At 71.2% G+C, this 16,533-nt stretch carries 17 protein-coding genes; 8 read left to right on the plus strand and 9 right to left on the minus strand.

Annotated elements, in window-relative coordinates; genetic code table 11:
• Positions 1 to 107: 107 nt before the first annotated feature.
• A complete protein-coding gene (locus HUG12_RS08220; protein WP_179268297.1) occupies positions 108 to 959 on the plus strand; it encodes a glycoside hydrolase family 10 protein in 852 nt (283 codons plus the stop codon).
• 201 nt (positions 960 to 1,160) lie between these two features.
• On the opposite strand, the gene HUG12_RS08225 is transcribed toward HUG12_RS08220, so the two are convergent.
• A complete protein-coding gene (locus HUG12_RS08225) occupies positions 1,161 to 2,489 on the minus strand; it encodes an aminotransferase family protein (protein ID WP_179268298.1) in 1,329 nt (442 codons plus the stop codon).
• A 185-nt stretch (positions 2,490 to 2,674) separates the two neighbouring features.
• Between HUG12_RS08225 and HUG12_RS08230 the strand changes: the two genes are divergently transcribed.
• On the plus strand, positions 2,675 to 3,937 hold the full coding sequence (locus HUG12_RS08230; RefSeq protein ID WP_179268299.1) for an HAD family hydrolase: 1,263 nt from the start codon (positions 2,675 to 2,677) through the stop codon (positions 3,935 to 3,937).
• 547 nt (positions 3,938 to 4,484) lie between these two features.
• Here the strand turns inward: HUG12_RS08230 and HUG12_RS08235 are convergent.
• Complete coding sequence (locus tag HUG12_RS08235) at positions 4,485 to 4,748, minus strand: glutathione S-transferase N-terminal domain-containing protein (RefSeq protein WP_179268300.1); 264 nt, start codon at positions 4,746 to 4,748, stop codon at positions 4,485 to 4,487.
• Between the two features lie 198 nt (positions 4,749 to 4,946).
• Here HUG12_RS08235 and HUG12_RS08240 point away from each other — a divergent pair, with 198 nt between their 5' ends.
• Entirely contained in the window at positions 4,947 to 5,894 is a 948-nt protein-coding gene (locus HUG12_RS08240) for a malate dehydrogenase (protein WP_179268301.1), read from the plus strand.
• Positions 5,895 to 5,909: 15 nt separating this feature from the next.
• Here the strand turns inward: HUG12_RS08240 and HUG12_RS08245 are convergent, their stop codons facing one another.
• The gene (locus HUG12_RS08245; RefSeq protein WP_179268302.1) at positions 5,910 to 6,434 is read right to left on the minus strand and encodes a gamma carbonic anhydrase family protein; all 525 of its coding nucleotides are present in this window, start codon (positions 6,432 to 6,434) and stop codon (positions 5,910 to 5,912) included.
• A gap of 218 nt (positions 6,435 to 6,652) precedes the next feature.
• Here HUG12_RS08245 and eno point away from each other — a divergent pair, with 218 nt between their 5' ends.
• On the plus strand, positions 6,653 to 7,936 hold the full coding sequence (eno, locus tag HUG12_RS08250; protein ID WP_179268303.1) for a phosphopyruvate hydratase: 1,284 nt from the start codon (positions 6,653 to 6,655) through the stop codon (positions 7,934 to 7,936).
• 9 nt (positions 7,937 to 7,945) lie between these two features.
• Positions 7,946 to 9,298, plus strand: a complete 1,353-nt coding sequence (locus HUG12_RS08255; RefSeq protein ID WP_179268304.1) for a glycerate kinase type-2 family protein — start codon at positions 7,946 to 7,948, stop codon at positions 9,296 to 9,298.
• Positions 9,299 to 9,382: 84 nt separating this feature from the next.
• Here the strand turns inward: HUG12_RS08255 and HUG12_RS08260 are convergent, their stop codons facing one another.
• The 5 genes from HUG12_RS08260 to HUG12_RS08280 form a co-directional block, all read right to left on the minus strand.
• Complete coding sequence (locus tag HUG12_RS08260; RefSeq protein WP_218836423.1) at positions 9,383 to 9,742, minus strand: AtuA-related protein; 360 nt, start codon at positions 9,740 to 9,742, stop codon at positions 9,383 to 9,385.
• A complete protein-coding gene (locus HUG12_RS08265; RefSeq protein ID WP_179268305.1) occupies positions 9,732 to 11,117 on the minus strand; it encodes an acyclic terpene utilization AtuA family protein in 1,386 nt (461 codons plus the stop codon). The genes HUG12_RS08260 and HUG12_RS08265 overlap by 11 nt, the downstream gene beginning before the upstream one ends.
• 146 nt (positions 11,118 to 11,263) lie before the next feature.
• Positions 11,264 to 12,436, minus strand: a complete 1,173-nt coding sequence (locus tag HUG12_RS08270) for an MFS transporter (RefSeq protein WP_179268306.1) — start codon at positions 12,434 to 12,436, stop codon at positions 11,264 to 11,266.
• A gap of 185 nt (positions 12,437 to 12,621) precedes the next feature.
• Positions 12,622 to 12,840: a hypothetical protein gene (locus HUG12_RS08275; protein ID WP_179268307.1), complete on the minus strand. Its 219-nt coding sequence runs from the start codon at positions 12,838 to 12,840 to the stop codon at positions 12,622 to 12,624.
• 87 nt (positions 12,841 to 12,927) lie between these two features.
• Entirely contained in the window at positions 12,928 to 13,359 is a 432-nt protein-coding gene (locus HUG12_RS08280) for a universal stress protein (protein ID WP_179268308.1), read from the minus strand.
• Positions 13,360 to 13,496: 137 nt separating this feature from the next.
• Here HUG12_RS08280 and HUG12_RS08285 point away from each other — a divergent pair, with 137 nt between their 5' ends.
• Complete coding sequence (locus HUG12_RS08285) at positions 13,497 to 14,297, plus strand: redoxin domain-containing protein (protein ID WP_179268309.1); 801 nt, start codon at positions 13,497 to 13,499, stop codon at positions 14,295 to 14,297.
• Between the two features lie 37 nt (positions 14,298 to 14,334).
• Here HUG12_RS08285 and HUG12_RS08290 read toward each other — a convergent pair whose 3' ends face one another.
• Positions 14,335 to 15,222, minus strand: a complete 888-nt coding sequence (locus HUG12_RS08290) for a DMT family transporter (protein ID WP_179268310.1) — start codon at positions 15,220 to 15,222, stop codon at positions 14,335 to 14,337.
• Between the two features lie 182 nt (positions 15,223 to 15,404).
• On the opposite strand from HUG12_RS08290, the gene HUG12_RS08295 reads away from it, so the two are divergent.
• Entirely contained in the window at positions 15,405 to 15,626 is a 222-nt protein-coding gene (locus tag HUG12_RS08295; RefSeq protein WP_179268311.1) for a hypothetical protein, read from the plus strand.
• Positions 15,623 to 16,462: a BKACE family enzyme gene (locus HUG12_RS08300; protein WP_179268312.1), complete on the plus strand. Its 840-nt coding sequence runs from the start codon at positions 15,623 to 15,625 to the stop codon at positions 16,460 to 16,462. The genes HUG12_RS08295 and HUG12_RS08300 overlap by 4 nt, the downstream gene beginning before the upstream one ends.
• Positions 16,463 to 16,533: the final 71 nt, after the last annotated feature.

Consider the following 16,533-nt stretch of genomic DNA (forward strand, 5'->3'; position numbering starts at 1 on the left):
CGGCCGAACGCCCCCGCGGCCGGACCGGCGTCGACCGGCCGACCGCGCGTCGCTCGGCCCGATTCCTTCCGAGACACTTACCCGCGTACCCGGCTTACCGTCCCGCAATGACCAGGTACGGGGTCGTCACCCGGAACGCCGAGGAGGTGGCGTGGCCGGAGTTCGACCGCGGCTTCTACGAGGTGAAGGACGTCACCGGCCGCTCGGCCGAGCCCCTAGAGAACGCCGTCAACATGGTCTCCTGCTTCGGCGACAACGCGGCCGCCGAGTCCAACCCCGACCTCGTCCCCGTGAACGACGCCGGCGAGCCGGCGACCCGCGACCGGACGTACTTCGACTGGGCGTACGTCTGCCCGACCCACGGGGACTACCGGCGCGGCCTGCTCGAGATCGTCGAGGACTGCGCCGACGTGAACGGCGACGTCCGCCTCGACGACGTCGGGTTCCCCCGCCAGGGCTACTGTCGGTGTGACCGATGTCGGGAGCAGTTCGCCGCGAGCGACCACGACGAGTGGGCCGACTGGCGCGCCGAGGTGATCACCGACTTCGTCGCGGAGGCGACCGACCGGATCCCGGGCCGGACGTACCTCACGCTCTACCCAGACCCCTACCCGGGCCACCTGCACGAGCGCGCGGGGCTGGACCTCGACGCGCTGGCCGACCACGTCGACGAGTTCGTCGTCCCGCTGTACGACACCCACTACGGGACGACCTACTGGCTCGAGACCATCGCGAAGGGGTTCGAGAGCCGGCTCGACGGGCTGGACGTCGCCTTCTCCGTGGAACTGTACGCGGTGAACGTCGAAATCGACGACCTCATTCACGCCACGGAGGTCGCGGAGGCGTACGCCAACGAGGTGTTCTTCGGGTACGACGCGAGCCAGGCCGCCGCCGCGCTCCGGCGGCGGCGCGCGGACTCGCGGGAGGGCGTCACGTTCGGGGGGAGCGAGGGCGAGTGAGCCGGAGGCGAACGAGGCCTCGGAGAACGGTGACGAGGGCCGCGGGCGAGCCGCCCGTAACGGGTGCGAGGGTGAACGAACGGAGTAAGCGGCCCCGGGTTCGGCGGCGAGGTATCTAGGCCGAACCCGCCATGACAGGAACGGGGCGAGTGAGTCGGAGGCGAACGAGCCCCGGGAACGGGAGCGAACTCCCCGGGGTGACTACCCGAACGTCGCCTCGACGCCCGCCGCGAGCGCGTCGACCGCCTCGTCGATCTCCGACTCCGTCACGCAGAGCGGCGGGCTGACGATGACCTGATCGTCGGGGCGGCCGCCGCCGAACAGCGCGCCGCGCTCCTGGGCCGCCGAGCGGACCGCCGCGACCGGGTTCTCGCCCTCGTCGCCGGCGAAGGAGTCGTGGAACGGCTCGCCGGTCACCGGGTCCGCGAAGACGACGCTCCACAGTAGGCCCCGCCCGCGAACCGTCCGCACCTCCTCGTACCGGTCCTCCAGTTCGCGCAGCCGCGATTCGAGGTGCGGCCCGACGGCGTTCGCGTTCCCGATCAGGCCGTCCTCGTACTCCCCGATGGCGGCCAGCCCCGCCGCGCAGGCGACCGGGTGGCCGGCGAACGTCTGCCCGAGGTCGAACTCCTCGGCGCGGATCGTCTCGCCGATCCGGTCGTCGAGGACGACGCCCGCCAGGGGGACGTACGCGCTCGTGACCCCCTTCGCGAAGGTGAGCAGGTCGGGCCGGATCCCCTCGGTGTCGACGCCGAACCACTCGCCGCAGCGGCCGAAGCCGGTGATGACCTCGTCGGCGACGAGGAGCACGTCGTGCTCGTCGCAGATCTCGCGGAGCCGCTCGAAGTAGCCCGGCGGCGCGGGGTAGGCGCCGCTCGTCCCGCCCACCGGCTCCATCAGGACGGCCGCCACCGAGTCGGGCCCCTCGTTCCGGATCACGAACTCGACGTGGTCGGCGGCCTGCTCGGCCAGTTCCTCGGGGGAGTCGGCGTCGAAGCACTCCGGGAGCGGCGGGAGGAACTTCCCGGCCCCCGTCGTCGCGGCGTGGCGCTCCAGCGTCGCGCGCGTGTTCGGGTCGCCCGTGAGGCTGCCCGCGCCGTAGGTGCCGCCGTGGTAGGACTGCCAGCGGGTGAGCACCTTCGGGGCGTCCTGGACCCGCCGGGCGATCCCGCAGGCGAGCTCGTTCGCCTCGCTCCCGGAGACCGCGAAGAGGACGTCCGAGAGCGACCCCGGGGCGATCTCGCCGAGGCGGCGCGCGAGCGCCGACCGGGCGTCGTTGTGCTTGGCCGACGAGACGTACGGGATGCGCTCGGCCTGGCCCGTCATCGCCTCGACGATCACGTCGTTGCTGTGGCCCGCGTTACAGCAGTACAGTTGCGCCTGGAAGTCGAGGTACGCGGTCCCCTCGTCGTCGTACACCGTCGCGTCCTCCCCCTCGACGATGGTCGGCACGTCGCCGTCCGGGTCGTACCAGTGCGGGATGGCGGTCGAACCGGTCGCGATCGCCCGCTGGCTGCCCTCGTTTGCCATGAGTATCCGTGGCGCTGCCTCACCCATAAGTCCGCGTGTCGGGCGGGAGGTGAGAGCCGGAACCGGCCCCGTCCGCGTCCCGTGTCGGACCGGTCCACGCCCCGCGCCGATTCCGTCCGCGTCGCCCGTCCGGCGACGTTCGCCCGCCGAGTTGGTTTTATTCCGCGTGCCGCCCAACCCCGCCCGTGGACCTCTACGACCGGGTGTACGAACTGTACGCCGAGTTCGACACCGAGACGCTGCGGGCCTACCGCGAGTTCGTGGACCTGTTCCCGCCGCTGGACTCCCGGGTCGCGCTGGAGCGGTGGGACGAGGCGAACGCCGCGCTCGCCGAGCGTCGGGCCGGCATCGAGGCGGCGTTCGCCGACGGCGAGACGCTCGCGTCCATCGCGGAGCGGGCAGACCGACAGGCCGCCTTCACCGCGCTGGACCTCCGGGGAAAGTACGGCCGGGCGGTGAACGCGTTCGTGCTGGACGTGGACGAGACGCTCCGCTCGGCCGGGGACACGGACAACGAGATCCCCCGTGACACGCTCCACCTCCTCACGGAGTTCGCCGAGCACGGCGTCCCGCTGGTCGTCTGTACCGGGCAGACGCTGGAGAACGTGAAGGGGTTCCTCGTCCAGGGGCTCGGGAGCGAACTCGTCCACTCGGGGGACGTCTCGGTCGTCTACGAGGCGGGTGCGGGCGTGTTCACCCCCGGCAGCGGCGCCGACACGAAGCGGCTGCTCTACGAGGAACTCGACGACGACGTGCGTGCGGTAGTGGACGACGTGCGGACCCGCGTGCTACGCGAGGCGCCGGAGCCGGTCCGGCGCGGCTGTCACCTCCAGGGGAACGAGTTCAACGTCACGCTGAAGCCGAACTACGAGACCGGGAGCGACCGCGCGGACGAGGTGATCGACGAGGCGATGGCCCACCTGCTCGAACTCGTCGGGAAGGCGGTGGCGGAGCGACTCGGCGGGGGGAGCGGCGGGAGCGGCGAGGGGGACGGGATCGACGGCCCGGCCGCCGCGCGCGCGTTCTACGCCGACGCCGACCCGGAGATCGAGGCGGCGCTGGAGCGGGCAGGTGCCGACGTTCCTCCCGATACCGACCCCGAGGCGGCGCGGCTGTTCGAGCGCCTCGACGTCGCGCTCTACCGGGCGGACGCGGCGGAACTCGCGGCGCGCGACCTCGACAAGGCCGCGGGGGTGCGGGCGGCGCTGGACGCGCTCGGCGTGGCCGACCCGTTCGTCTGCGTGATGGGCGACAGCAAGTCCGACCTGCGCGCGATGGAGTGGGCCGAACGGGCCGACGCCGGCATCGCGGCCGCGCCGGCACACTCCTCCGAGTCGGTCCTGGAGCACGTCCGATCGACGGACGACCTCGTGTTCGCGCCGGGCGGGGCCGACGAGATGCTCCGGACCGTGTACGCGCTGAACCGGCTCGTCGAACTGGACGGGTAGCCGGCCGGGGACGGTCGCGAGTGGAGGAGTCGCTCGACACTACTAGAAAGGAATACATCGTCGAATCCATACGGATACGGATACGTACTCCGGACGGTGCCTGTTCGCGTTCTCTCGGGGAAGGATCACGAGACGAGTCTCCCACTACGTAGAGAAGTACGCCCGGGGGAGTGCCTCGAAATCGGGTTGACGGCCGATCGAGTGACCGTTCGGTCCCGTTCGTGTGCGGCCCTCGCGACGTCCCGTAGAACACGGGCCGTCGACGTCGAACCACGCGGTGAACGCCCCAACGTACCGCGTTCTCCCGCTCCCCGTCGCTCCCCGCGTCGACGTTCCACGAGCACTGGTTGTCGACGATCGGAGCACGGCGAGGACCGTCACGCCGGTTCGGGCGGCGCGAACCATCAGATGCGCGTGTATAACAAGCGGCCATCGAATAGTTCCGCGGGGCAGCCGCTTCCGACGTCCTCGAACGATCCAGGAGCGGCGAGCGCGCCGCTCAGGGCCCGGGTCGGTCCGGTCGAGGACGGAACTCAGCCCGCCCGACTCACTCGTAGTGCTTCTCGAGGTACGCGACGATGTCGTCGCTCTCGTAGAGCGCTTCGTCGCGCGCGTTGTCGACGAGGTACGGGATCTGGTTCTCCCCGCCCATCTCGATCATCTCGTCGTACGTCCGCTGGTTCGTGACGTCGCCGCCGCTCTTCCCGCCGAGACGGGGGTTGTGGACGACGTAGGACACGCCCAGATCCGAGAGCTTCTCGCGCACCTTCCCGCAGTACGGGCACGTCTCCGACTGGTAGAGTTCGAGCATTCCGTTGGTGCATTGCGGAATCACGCTTAAAATGATGTGGTTTCGGCGTCACGTGAGCCGAACGGGCGGTCCGGGTCGACGCGGTCGTGCGTACGACCCGGGAGGACGTCGCGTGGGAACTCGACCGTCGACCCGGACGACGGCGGCGGACGCGTCCCGTATCCGCATCCTTAAGCGGACGTGATCGGATGTTCGCCCATGGAAGTAGCCGTCATCGGCGGGGCCGGTACCATCGGCTCTACGGCCGCGTACACCCTCGCGATCGACCGCCCCGACGTCGACCTGACGCTCGTCGACGTCGACGTGGACGCTGCGACGGGCCACGCGACGGACGCCCGCCACGCGCGGACCCTCGGGCAACTGCCGCAGTTCGGCGGGGACGGCACCACGGCCCCGGTCGAGGGCGCCCCGTCGAGGGGCGGTTCGCTCGAGACGGCGGACGTCGCCGTCATCGCCGCGAGCGTCCCGCGACCGGAGGGGTCCGCACAGCGCGGCGGGCGGGCCCACTTCCTCGAGCGGAACCGGGAGCTCGCGTCGACCATCGCGGGGGCGTTGACAGAACGGGACCCGCTCCCGGTCGTCGTCGTCAGCAACCCCGTCGACCACATCACCCACCACCTCTGGCGGGAGACCGGCTGGGACCGCCGTCGCTTCGTCGGCTACTCGCTCTCCGAGACGGCGCGCACGGCCGACAGGATCGCGACGCTCCGTGACGTCCCCAGGGGGAGCGTCTACTGCCCGACGGTGGGGGAACACGGCGAGCACGTCGTGCCCCTGTTCTCCCGGTTGACGATCGACGGGGAGCGCGTGACGCTCACCGAGGCGGAGCGGCGCGAGGTCCGGGAGTACGTCCGGGACGTCCCGTACGACGTCATCGACCTGCGCGGCGCCGGGGAGTCCTCCCGCTGGGTGACGGGTCGGGGCGTCGCGCGGCTCGCGGGCGCGGTCCTCGACGGCGGGTTCGACGGCGAGCCGGTCTCCCTGTCGGTGCCCCTCGACGGGGAGTACGGCTTCGAGGACGTCTGTCTCAGCGTGCCGGTCCGGCTGGGACGCGACGGGGTGGAGCGGATCCTCGAGTGGGACCTCGCCGACGACGAACGGGAGCGACTGGACGCGGCCTACGACTCGATCACGTCGGCCCGGTGAACCGTCCCGTCGGGGTCACTCGAACCGTTCTGCCGCCCTGTACGAACGGGAGAGTTCGACGTAGTGCTCGTGCACCCGTTCGATCTCCGCGCGCTGCGCCTCGGTGAGCGGCTTCGTCCGCGCCGGCGTCCCGTAGGCGAGGTGCCCCTCGGGGACCGTCTGGTCCTGCAGGACGACCGAGCCGGCGGCGACGAGGCTGCCCGACTCGACCGTCGCCCCCCGGAGCACCGCGCTCTGCATCCCGACGAGCGAGTCGTCCTCGACGGTCGCGTAGTCGACGACGACGTTGTGGCCGACGGTCACGCCGTCGCCGAGGTCGGCGCCGTGGAGCATCGTGAACTCCTGGACGTTCGACTCGGCGCCGACGGTCACGGCCGCGTCCTCGCCGCGGGCGCAGACGAACGGCCAGACGCTTGCGCGCGGCCCGACGGCGACGTCGCCGACGAGGTACGAACGGTTCGAGACGAACGCCGTGTCCGCGACGTCCGGGCTATTCCCGAACAGCGGTTCGCGGTTCCCGGCGGAGGCTGGATCGGCCATCGCGAGACCATGCGGTGGGTGTCGGTTCAAGTCTTTCTGATGGGACAACGCCGATCCCGGCCTTCGGCCCGGTCGGGGGCGACCGAATCGCGTTCACGACGAAACTGCCGGGACGACCGGGTCCCTCGGACGGCGAAACGTCCTCCGGGAGTCTCTCGCCCGTCGCGGAGATACTACTAAGGGAGGCTGCCACGAGTGGGGAGACGAGTGCCTCTGCCGTGAACGACGCAGTCATCACCGACGTCAGCGCGAGGGAGATCCTCGACAACCGACTGGAACCGACGCTCCGGGTGACCGTGGAGACGGGGGCGGGGACGGGGCGTGCCGACGTTCCGTGCGGCCGCTCGCGCGGCGCGAACGAGGCGGTCGACCTACGGGACGGCGGCGACCGGTACCGCGGGCTCGGCGTCCGGACGGCCGTCGGGAACGTGGAGGAGCGGATCGCCCCGGAGCTGATCGGAACCGACGTCACGGACCAGCGAGCGATAGACGACCGGCTGGTATCGCTCGACGGAACGCCAGACAGGTCGAACCTCGGCGGGAACGCGTTGACCGGTGTCTCCGTCGCCGTGCTCGTGGCCGGCGCGGCCACGCTGGACGCGCCGCTCTATCGGTACCTCGGCGGCGTCGACGCGTCCGCCCTCCCGGTCCCCCTGTTCGACCTCATCGAGGGCGGCGAACTGGGCGCCAGCGGGCTGGACTTCCAGGAGCACCAGGTGGTGCCGACTGGCGCCGACTCGTTCTCCGAGGCGGTTCGCCGCTGCAGCGAGGTGTACCACGAACTCGGCGGGCTCATCGAATCGGAGTTCGGGCCGGCGTCGCTCGACGTCGGCGACGAGGGCGGCTACACCCCGACCGGCCTGACCGACCCGCGGGACGCGTTCGACCTGGAGCTTCGAGCCGTCGAGGAGTGCGGGTACGGCGGCGAGTTCTCCCTCGCCGTGGACGTCGCGGCCTCGGAGCTGTACGACCCGGACACGGGGACGTACGACGTCATGGACGAGCGGATGACGCGGGGCGAGCTCGTCGACCTGTACGGGGACCTCGTCGACGGCTACCCGCTCGTCTCCATCGAGGACCCGCTCCACGAGGAGGATTTCGACGGGTTCGCGCAGTTGACCGACGCGCTTGACGTCCAGATCGTCGGCGACGACCTGTTCGTCACGAGCCCGGATCGGGTGCAAACCGGCATCGAACGCGGCGCCGCGAACGCCCTGCTCCTGAAGGTCAATCAGGTGGGCACCGTGTCGGAGGCCCTGGCGGCGGCGTCGCGGTCGCGCCGAAACGGGTACGCGGTTCAGGTCTCGGAACGCTCCGGACAGACCGCGGACACCTGGCTGGCCGACCTCGCGGTCGGCCTGAACGCTGGGCAGATCAAGACCGGCGTCAGTCGAAGCGAACGGACCGAACAGTACAACAGGCTGCTCGAGATCGAGGCGGAGCTCGGTTCGGCCGCGACGTACGGGGTCGACGCCGGCCCGTGTCTCACCGACCGGGCGTGAGTGGTTCCGATGATCGAACGGACCGAATCGCTGACCGACCACGGGAACGAACGGGCCCGTCGCGACCTGCTCGCGATCGCGGAGCGATCGCTGGAACGAGTCCATCCCAGCAACACCGTCGCGGCGCACGTTCGACGGGACGGGGACCGACTCGTCGTCGACGGCGAGGAGTACGACCTGACGTCGATCGACGGCGTCTCCGTCATCGGGGCCGGGAAGGGGTCGGTCGCCGTCGTCGAGGCGCTGCAAGCGGCGCTCGACCGCGACGTTTCGGCGGGGATCGTGGCGGAGAAGGCGGGCCAGGAGCGACCGCTTCCGGGCGTCGACGTGGTCGGCTCGGGACACCCGATCCCGGACGAGACGGGCCTCGAGGCGGGCCGTCGTGCACGCGAGATCGCGGACCGGGCGGGGAGCGACGACCTCGTGTTCGTGTGCATCACCGGCGGCGCGTCGGCCCAACTCGTCTCGCCGCCGCCGGCGGTACCGCTGGTCGCGCTCGCCGAGACGACCGACCGACTGCTGCGGGCCGGCCTCCCGATAGACGAGATAAACGCGGTCAGGAAGCACCTCTCGCGGATCAAGGGGGGGCGGCTGGCGGAGCGGCTCGCCCCGGCGACGGCCGTCACCCTCGTCGTCGTCGACGAGGTGGCCGGCGAGCCGTGGGGGCCGACGGTCGCCGACGGGTCCACGGCCGCCGACGCCGTCGACGCGTTGAAACGCCGCGGCCTCTGGGCGGAGATCCCCGACCCCGTCCGAACGTACCTGCGGCGTCCGGAGGGGTCCGCGTCCGTGGCCCCGCCGTCGCCGGACCGGATCGGGGCGCTCCCGGCGCAGTACGTCGTCCTCGCGAACGCCGCGACGCTGTGTGAGGCCGCGGCCGAGGAGGCGGCCGCGCTCGGCTACGACGACCTGATCCTCTCGACGGGAGTGGAGGGGGAGAGCCGGGACGTCGGGACCGCGCTCGCGAGCGTCGCCGTCGAGGCGGCGACGTACGATCGGCCGGCCCCCACGCCGTGCGTGCTCGTCTCCGGGGGCGAGACGACGGTGACCGTCCCCGACGACGCGGGCGAGGGCGGCCCGAACCAGGAGTTCGCGCTGAGCGTCGCGCTGGAACTCGCCGACCGGGAGTCGGTCACGGCGCTCGCGCTCGGAACGGACGGGACGGACGGACCGACCGACGTCGCCGGCGGGCTCGTCGACGGGACGACCGTCCCCCGCCTCCGCGAGCGGGGAGTCGACCCCTTCACGCACCTCCGGCGACACGACTCGTCGGTTCCGCTCCGGCGCGCGAACGACGCGGTCTACACCGGCGAAACCGGCACGAACCTGATGGACCTGCGGCTGTTCCTGGTTACGGAGTGAGCGGCCGCCCTTCGCCCGTGACGCGGGGCCTCCGCCGTGCCCCCCGTTCGGCCGCGAGGACCGGTCCAGGTCCAGGCCCGGCGCCTACTCGTCGAGCGGGAGGCGGAGCATGTACGTGCTCAGCGCCTTCCCGCTCCTGTCGATCCTGTTCGACTGGGTCCAGCCCCCGTCCAAGGCTCCGTGCAGCACGAAGTTCATGCTGGAGACGCTCGGGACGCAGTACCGCTCGACCCCGCCCGTGACGATGCCCGCGAAGTGGTCCTTCACCCGCTCGGGGGTCAGGACCGCCACCAGGTCGTCGTACGCGTCGTCGTCGTACGGGATCACCGAGACGTTGCTGATGTCCTGCTTGTTGCCTGCCCGCGCGTGGGCGACGTCGTACAGCGTCTCCGCGTCGGCGACCGACGACGGCTCCCACTCGGACCGTTCGGTCTCAGTCGGCACGCTCGATCACCTCCTCGGTCGTCAGTTCGGCGTAATCGACGTTCCCCGTGATCGGCTCGCGCGGCACGTAGATCGGAACGATCTCCGCCTTCTCCGTGATGCCGCCCGCGTCGTACGGGATGGCGACGCCGGAGCCGGCGGGTCCGGGCAGGGTGGTGGAGACGGTTCGGAGCGCCGGATCGAGGAGCTCCCGCTCGGGCGCGTTGCCCGCGACCCTGAGGATCACCTCCTCGTGTTCGTCGATCGCCTCGCTGTAGTCGGGGCGACCGTCGTGTGCGTCGCCGTACAGCCCGTCCACGCCGAGGATCTCCATCCGCAGGTCAAGCCTCGACCGGTCGACGTCGAACACGTGCTCCAGGCGGTCGTCGACGATCCCCTTCGTCACCTCGGCGCGACCGACCGCGTTCGGTCCGCCGATGGGGATGAACTTCTCGAACTCGTACCCCTCGATGCTCCCGAGCAGGACCTTCAGGTCCGCCGGGCGCTCGCGGCCGCCCCCGCCGCCGATCTCGACCCGGTCCGGCCCGACCTCCGTGAGCTCGACCGTCGAGAAGTCCGCGACGACGTCCGGGGTGACGTACTCCGAGGGGTCGTGGACCTCGTAGAACAGCTGCTCGCGCACCGTGTGCCGGTCGAGGCGCCCGCCGCTGTCGTCGGGCTTCGCCAGGACGGCCGACCCGTCCTCGGCCACCTCGGCGTACGGGTAGCCGATCCGGTGGAGGTCGGGCACCGGCTTTCGCGGCGGATCGCTGAAGTAGCCGCCGGTGACCTGCGCGGAGCACTCGAGGAGGTGCCCGACGACGGTCGCCCTCCCGAGCCGGTCCCAGTCGTCGAGCGCCCAGCCGTACTCGTGGACGAGCGGCCCGACGACCAGCGACGGGTCCGCGATCCGCCCGCCGATCACGACGTGGGCGTCGTAGGCGTCGTCGCGACGTTCCAGGGCCCCGACCACCTCCTCGGCCCCGATGTACGCGTTCGCCGAGATGAGCTCCGAGACGTCGACGTCGAACTCGTCGGCGCGCGCCTCGACGAGGTCCAGACAGCCGTCCCCGGTGATGGCGATGACCTGGACGGAGAGTCCCCGGTCCCGCGCGACCCGTCGCGCCAGCCTGGCGGCGCCGGTCGGGTCGACGACCCCGCCGTTCGTGACGATCGTCGTCCCGTGTTCCGTCGCGGGCCCCAGTATCAGTTCGAGCCTGTCCTCGAGGTAGGGATGGTAGCCGACCTCGCCCTGGTGGGCCCGTTTCGCCGCGCGGCAGGTCGCGACGGTGCCGATGGTCTCGAGGATGACGTAGTCGAGCCCCTCGTCCATCAGCCGGCGGGACGGTTCGAGCCAGTCGAGCGCGCTCCCACAGCCGCCTCCTATGGTGACCATGTGCTAGATGATATCACGCGTCACCAGCGATGATAAACGTTGCGTGCAGCCGCGGCGGAAGGGACGGTCGGCCACGGCGGAAGGGGCGGTCGGCCACGGCGGAAGGGGCGGTCGACGCGTCCACACGAACCCGCCGCGGACCGGGCTCAGTAGCCGAGCCCCAGCGCCTGGTTCACGACCAGCGAACAGACGATGAGCGCGAGCAGCGCGACGAGGACCCAGAACGACGTCGCCCACCCGTACGTGTCCGCCAGGAACCCGACCGCGACCGAGCCAAGCGAGCTGACGAGGAGATACACCGTCCGGACGAGCCCGAAGCCGATCCCCTGTTCGGGCTCGGAGAGTTCGTCCATGAACCGCGGTTCGACCGTCACCGCCATGCCGAGGCCCGTCCCGACCAGGAGGACGGCGGCGACGATGGAGACGACCCCCGCGCCGACGATGAACAGGACCATCCCGAGCGCGCTGGTGATCACGCTGACCGCGATGGCGAGGTCCCGGTCGTAGCGGTCCGAGAGCACCCCCAGCCCCGGCTTCACGATCGCCTGGACGACGAAGTACGAGGAGAAGACGACGCCGGCGGCCGTCGAGGAGAGGCCCCGATGCTCGATGAGGAACGTCGGGAGGAAGGAGGCGGTCCCCTGCCAGACGAACGCGCCGACCGAGGCGATGACGGCGGTGAACACGATGGACGGCCGGCCGAGGAGTTCGAGCATCGGCCCTACGTGGAGCCGCTCCCTGATCGGCTGGTCGGGCCGCCGCGGCTCGGCCGACCGGACGCGGAGCGCGAACAGGACGAACACGGGGGCGGCGATCGCCGAGCCGATGGCGACCGCGGGCCGCCACCCGTAGCGGACGCCGATCCAGGCGGCCGCGACGGGGGCGATCAGCCCGCCCGCGGGGGCCCCGATGGTGTGGACGCCGATCGCCGTCCCGATGTCGTCGTGCGTGCGGGTGAGGAGGTTCGTCGCGGTGCTGTAGTGGAGGCCGGCGACGGCGCCGAGGACGACCACGCAGACGAGGAAGACGGGGAACGCGGGGGCGACCGCGATGAGGAAGCTCATGACCGCCGTCCCCCCGATCGCGAGGAGGACGACGAGCCGCTCACCGTACCGATCGCCGAGGACGCCGCTGGGGAACTGCGCGAACGCGTACGACATCCACATCCCGGTCAGCGCGAACCCGATCACGGTGTTGGAGATGTCGAAGTCGGCCGTGATGGACGGGACGACCGGGCTGATCGCCAGCCGTGCGACCATCGTCGCGAAGAACGCGAACGTACAGAGGGCGAGGACGGTGTGTCGGTAGTGCCAACGCATGTCAGTCGGTTCCGCGTCGCGGGGGACCCGGTTGACCACGACTCCACGCGACTGACGAATCAGTGTGGAGATTCCGGCAACCCTGTGCCGGACCGAGCCCGGAAGGGGGACGGCGGGGAATCGTGACGGTCCATTGCCGGACCCACGGGGGCGGTCCCGGGGTCGCGGCGGGCGGGGCCGGCCCGTTACTGTGCAGGGACGTGCTCGTCGGGGATCGCGTACGGCTGGCTGCAGCCGTGGATCTCCAGCGTACAGCTCGGGCAGATCGAGTGTTTCTCCCGGCGGTGGGCCACGGACTGTCGCTGCCGCGACGGGTCCTCCTCCAGCGGCACGCGCCGCTCGGCGGGCAGGTCGGCGAACGCGATCAGTTCCGTGTCACAGATCGGGCAGTCCTCGAGTTCCATGCGGGCCGTTCACACGCCCGGGGCTTAAAACCGACCCCGGCGAGCGTCGCCGTGGTGGTCCCGCTCGCCGGTCGACGGGCGGGTCCGTCAGTCGGTGTGGACGAACGTGACCGGTCGGTCGGCCTCCAGCAGGATGGACTGGGCGGTGCTCCCGAACAGCGCCTTCCCGACGGGGCTCCGTTTCTTCCCGCCGATGACGATCACAGCGGCGTCGTTCGCCCTCGCCTCCGCGAGCACCTCGTCCGACGGTTCCCCGTGCCGGCGAACGACGGACGCCGCGACGCCACGGTCGGCGAGGTACCCTCGCACCGCTTCGGCGGATTCGGGGACGTCGGTCTCGTCGTAGAGGTCCTCCGAGTCGACGTCGCCGCCCTCCGCGTCGGTCACGTCGAACTCCTCGAAGACGTTGACCACCGTCACCTCGACGGCGTCGGCCGCCCGGGGGAGCGATGCGACCGCCTCCCCGAGACGCGTCGGTTCGGCCATGTCCGCGTCTACCGCGACCACTGCGTGGTACATGGTCCCCGTCGTCCGTCCTCCTACTTCAAACTGTGCGTGGATTCGGAGGTGTGGATGGCCGTGCCGCCCGCTCGGCGGGGATCGCCCGGCCCGCCGCGGCGGCGACGTTTTTACGGTGGCCGCCCGAACGGCCGACCATGTCCACGACCGCGTCCGACGACGGGGAGGGTACGACCGTGACGCTGTACCGGCTCCACGGCTGTCCGTACTGTGAGCACATCGTCGAACTGCTGGATCGACACGGCGTCGAGTACGCGTCCCGGTTCGTCGCGGGCGAGCACAGCCGCCGGGACGGCGTCGCGCGGGTCGCGGGGACGCGCTCGGTGCCGCTGTTGGTCGACCACGAACGGGGCGTGACCATGGCCGAGAGCGCCCGGATCGGCGAGTACCTGGAGCGGACGTACGGGGGCGGGGACGCGGGGGCTACCCCCGAGTTCCGGCCGGTCACGTTCCCGCCGTCGGACCACCCCGTCGCGGGTGAGCGGGCGCCGGAGTTCACCCGCCCGCTCGTCACGCGTGAGGGCTGGGAGGACGTCCCGCTGTCGGCGCTCGCTTCCGAGGCCGGCTCCGTCCTGCTCGTGTTCTCCCCGCTGAACTGGGGCGGCAAGTCGATGTACTGGTGGAAGGAGATCGAACGGCGGGGCTGGGGCGACGACGACGTCGCGGTGGTGGGGCTCGGCGTCTCCCAGCCGTTCGACCACCAGCGCTTCCTCGAGCGGCGCGACATGCCCTACCCGCTGTACTCGGACCCCGCCAACGGCGTCGCGGAGGCGTACGACGTCGTGCACGACCTCGACGGGATGGCCGGCGTCGCGGAGCCCCGGCCGGCCGCGTTCCTCCTCGACGACGGGCTGACGGTGAGTTACGAGTGGGTCGCGGACGAGTGGCCGGAGACGCCCCCGTACGACGACGTGGAGTCGGCGATGGCGTCCCCGTGAGCGGGTTCCCCGTCCGGTCCCGGCTCGCCCGACCGGGTCACCCGGTCAGCGTGACGACGACCGCGCCGGCGACGACGGTCAGCGCGCCGACGACGAGCCGCGGGGTGACCCGCTCGACGCCCTTCAACAGCACCGCGGACGCGAGGATGACGAGCAGCGGGCTCGTCTGCATGATGGGGACGACGATGCCGACGCGGGAGACGGCCAGCCCCGCGTAGTACGCGAGCAGGAACCCGGTGCTCATCGTCCCGGCGAGCACGTACCAGCCGAGTTCGCGCCTGGGAACGTCCCCCGGTCGCGGGATGGAGTCCCGCCACGCGAGGTAGGCGACGATGACGACGAACGCGGCGAGCGTCTTGACGGTGAGGCCGACGAAGGCGCTCGTCCCCTCCCGGAGCCCCACCGTCGCGAAGATCGGCTCGAGCGCGAAGAAGAAGGCGGCCGCGAGCGGGAGCGACGCCCCGAGCCCGGACGCCCCGTCGACGTCCGTGTTCGCGTCCCGCCCCTGCCGGGAGACGAAGGCGATGCCGGCGACGACGAGCACGACGCCGACGAACTGCCCGCCCGTGACGACCTCGTCGAGGAACAGGAACGCGAGGATCGTCGCGTGGAGCGGCATGGACGCCTTGATCGGCTCCGCGCGGCTGGCGCCGATGCGCTTGATGCCGGCGTAGAACAGGCTCCGACCGACGAGCGTTCCCGTGAGCCCCGCGAGCACGAACGCGCCCAGGGATCGCCACGTCACGACGGGGTCCGGAACGACGAGCGCCGTGAGCGGGACGAGCACGACGACGTTCACGGCGATCACGACGAGGAGGACGTCCGCGGGCTTGCCGTGGCGCGTGGCGAGCCGGATCGTGAGCGCCTGCCCGGCGAGACAGCAGGCGGCCACTGCGGCGAGGCCGACCCCCAGACTCGACACCATACACCGTCGGTGACTGCTCGGCACTTCACCCTGTTCATTCGGGCACGGTGTTGCCCACCCGGCCAGTCCGACGGGACGAGATCGGTCCGGACGCGATCGACGGGGCCGCGTTCGGTCCGGACGTCCGGCGCGACCGCCCGTGTGACCCGAATGTACATATACGGAACGCGCAACGTTCCGGCATGGGCAACCAGTGTCGGTACCTCGAATACCGGGCGGAGGGGGACGGGAAGGAGTTCGACGTCGAGCGGGCCTACTGCACCGCAGCCCAGCGGTTCGTCCAGCCGATGCGCGCGGACGTCTGCAACCGTCGGTACGACCTCGAGCCCGAACGGGACTGCGAGTACTACGAGGCCGCCGAGTCGGCCGGGGCTGACGAAGGAGCCGGGGCGAGCGAGCCATGACGTACGACGACTACCTCGACGGGAAGCCGGTCATCGTCACGGCGGCGCTCACGGGCGGGGTGCAGGGGAAGGAGACCGTCCCGAACCTCCCCGAGTCGCCGGCGGAGATCGCGGAGGCGGCCCGCGAGTGTGAGGCCGCCGGGGCGAGCATCCTCCACCTGCACGCACGCAGGGAGAACGGCGAGCGCGCCTTCTCGACCGAGCGGTTCCAGGAGGTCACCGACGCCGTTCGGGGGGCGACCGACGACGTCATCGTCCAGCACTCGACGGGAGGGACCGCGGCGTCCGACGAGATCCGCGCGGAGCCGCTCCGGACCGACCCGGCCCCCGAGATGGCGTCGCTGGACATGGGTCCGCTCAACCGGTACGCGAAGCTCACGAGCGAGAACACGAGGGGGCTCGTCGACGACCTCCACGAGGAGATGCTCGAGCGGGGGATCAAGCCAGAACTGGAGGTGTTCAACGGCGGCCACCTGAACGAGTCGATGCGGATCTGGGACGAGCTCGAGGAGCCGCCGTACGTGAACCTCGTCTTCGGCGGCGGGACGACGACGATCCCGCACCCGCGAAACCTCGTCACGCTCGTCGACAACCTGCCGGACGGCGCCGAGTTCAACGTCCTCGGGTTCGGTCCCCACCAGCTGTCGATGACGACGACGGGGCTGCTTCTGGGCGGCCACGTCCGGGTCGGCCTGGAGGACAACAGCTACTACCGGCGGGGCGAACGGGCCGAGAGCAACGCGCAACTGGTCGAGCGGGCGGTGCGGATCGCCGGCGAACTCGAACGGCCGGTCGCGTCGCCCTCGGAGGCGCGGTCGATCCTCGGGATGGACTGAGCCGTCGCGCGGTCGGCCCTCCCGCCGCGGTCGACGGCAGCGGTTCCGAGCAGCCGACGGCGTCGACGGGC

The organism is Halorarum salinum, from assembly GCF_013402875.1.
Classification (GTDB): Archaea; Halobacteriota; Halobacteria; order Halobacteriales; family Haloferacaceae; genus Halorarum; species Halorarum salinum.